Consider the following 2,433-nt stretch of genomic DNA (forward strand, 5'->3'; position numbering starts at 1 on the left):
ACCTTACAGCGGCAGGCGTCCACCGGTCCGGTCATCGCTGCGAGTGTGGCGCGCGGCTACACCGCGCACCACACCCCTTGGAATCAATCATCTAGACCGGATCGAGTTCGTGCAGATGCCACCGTAGCCGAGTGATGATGCGGGTGCGTTCGGCCACCAGGTCTTCACGATGGTCGACCAGCAGCTGCAACTCACGTTCGACCCCGTCGAGTCGAGCTACGGAAAGGTCGGGTTCACGCAGTGCCGCGCGAGCGATGGCCAGCGCGTCTATGGGATCGGACTTGCCGTACGAGCGGGCCGAATCTCGGGCCGCGGGCAATCGATGGGTGAACGCCCCCGGCGGGGCATCCGCCGAGGGCGATACGGAGCTACGGAGCGCCGCTCTCGCGGTTCGGCAGCTTCCAACCCGCCCGCGGGAAGTGACAGGTGTAGCCGTCCGGGTAGCGCTCCAGGCAATCCTGGTGCTCGGGCTCCGGTTGCGCCAGAACGCACTCGCCGGGGTTGCCTCGGTGACCACCTTGCGTGGGCGGTGACGCTGACCCGCACCGGCGACCGATTAGCCGCGAGCCTCGCGGACGGCCGCATCCGCTGCTGGGACCTTCTGGTGGGGCGACTGCGGTGGGAAGCCAAAGCCCACGCTGGACCAGGCCGATCATTGATCCTCGAGACCACCGGGAACCTCCGGTTCACAGCGTGGACGAATGTCGGGGTGTGGCGGCGGCTGCATCGGCCGGTAGATCGACTGGTCGAGGGCGGTCCTTGACGCGGCGACGGTGCGGGCGAAAAGGGGGTGATCTGACCGGCCTGAACCCGACTGACCGCGGAAAGCCTGGCTCGAAGCCGCGCATATTGTCCGAGCGGGCCGGTATTCCTCTGGCTGTAGCGGTTTCGGCCGTCAACGTCCACGATTCGCAGTCGCTCAAATTCCTGGTGAAAGCCGTCCCGGCGGTGCGGTCCCGACGTGGGCTGCGGCGACGTCGGCCGGCAAGCTGCACGCCGACAAGGCCTACGACCAGCCCGAACTGCGGCTGTGGGTGCGCCGCTGCGGCATGGCAGTCGCATCGCCGGCAAGGGAATCGAGCCCATCGGCCACCAACGTGGGTGATCGAACGCGCCATGTGCGCGGTGAGGCGAACGAAGCGGTCGAGAGTCTGCGCACCAGCCTGCGGGTACACGAACATGTGCGATGAACTGGCCGCCGAGGTCGCGGCGTTGCGTACCGGGCTGGAAAACCTCACCCGGGGTGAATGAGCGTTATTTCTTCCTGGCGCGATAGGCGGCGACGGCATTGCGGTTGCCGCACGCGGTGCTGCAGTAGCGACGGGATCGGTTGCGAGACAGGTCCAGCACGATGCCGTCGCAGTCGTCATCGGCGCAGCACGACAGGCGACTGAGCTCGTCGCAGCGGATCAGATCGATCATGGCCATCGCGGTTTCGACGGCGATGCGGACCGGCAGCGCGGCCTGCGAGGGCACCGCGTGGATGTGGTAGTCGACATCGCCGTGCCGGACCAGCTGCGGCAGGGCTCGATACTTCGCCAGAGTATCGTTGATCAGCCGCACCGTCGTATCGCGATCGCTGGTCAGCATCCGGCGTAGGGGCGCTCGCATGGCGCGTACCGCCGTCAGTTTCGCGGTGTCATCGGAGTGCGCGCCGGTGTAGGCGTGTTTGACGAAAAACTCCGCGAGCTGGTCGATTTCGGTCAGTTTATCCGGGTCCTCCGCCGAATTCACCAGCTCAACCGCAGCCACCAGCGCCGCCTCGGTGTCATGAGCAAAGATCATGTTGACATATTATTGGACCGCTAAGTTCCACCAGCGCCACCCCAAACTGATCGATCAAATCCTCGCCGCCCATCCCTACCACGCCCCGTCCAAGCCTCGCTACAGCACTTGGTCGACGAGGGTATCCGCAGAGTGATCGAACCCGTGTCTGGCAGCACAGCCGATTGGCAACAATGGCTCAAATGGGGCGACGAGCTATGGGGACGCGGTGGAGCGAAGCGCCGTTCCTATGGAAAGCCACTATTTCTACCGGCGGATCCTGGAAGTCGTCGGCTGTTTCCAGCCCGGTGGTAGTTGGCAGCACATCGACCCGTTCGCGCTCTACCAAAAGCGCTGAGTGTCCGTATACGCCCCCTGGTCGAATCGCTCACAATTCCGCGCGCCCACGGGCATTCTTGAACGCCGCTCTGTCACACGTGGAAGCCCTATCCGCCGGACGAGCCGTGCCGGCAGGGATCGCCCTGATACCACTTGCCGAGCAGTGCGTACGGCTCGGTCTGCTTCGACCGGTCCTCGATGCCGGACCTGCGGTGACTCGGCTGGCGAAGACACTGCAGACATAACCACATACACCGCGGGCCTGGAGGAATACCTCTCTGACCTAGCGAAGCAACCGCCCTGAACATCAGTTGGAGGCGCATCCTCCCT

General features: G+C 64.9%; 1 protein-coding gene and 2 pseudogenes. All 3 read right to left on the reverse strand.

Annotated elements, in window-relative coordinates; translation table 11 throughout:
• Positions 1-97: 97 nt before the first annotated feature.
• Positions 98-307: pseudogene (locus ACWEKS_RS49065) on the reverse strand (IS110 family transposase); the annotation flags it as partial.
• A gap of 61 nt (positions 308-368) precedes the next feature.
• Positions 369-526: pseudogene (locus ACWEKS_RS49070) on the reverse strand (peptide-methionine (S)-S-oxide reductase MsrA); the annotation flags it as partial.
• A gap of 728 nt (positions 527-1,254) precedes the next feature.
• Positions 1,255-1,785 (reverse strand): CGNR zinc finger domain-containing protein, encoded by a 531-nt coding sequence (locus tag ACWEKS_RS49075; RefSeq protein ID WP_452346565.1) that lies wholly within the window; start codon positions 1,783-1,785, stop codon positions 1,255-1,257.
• Between the last annotated feature and the right edge of the window lie 648 nt (positions 1,786-2,433).

It is taken from the genome of Nocardia sp. NPDC004711, assembly GCF_053601595.1.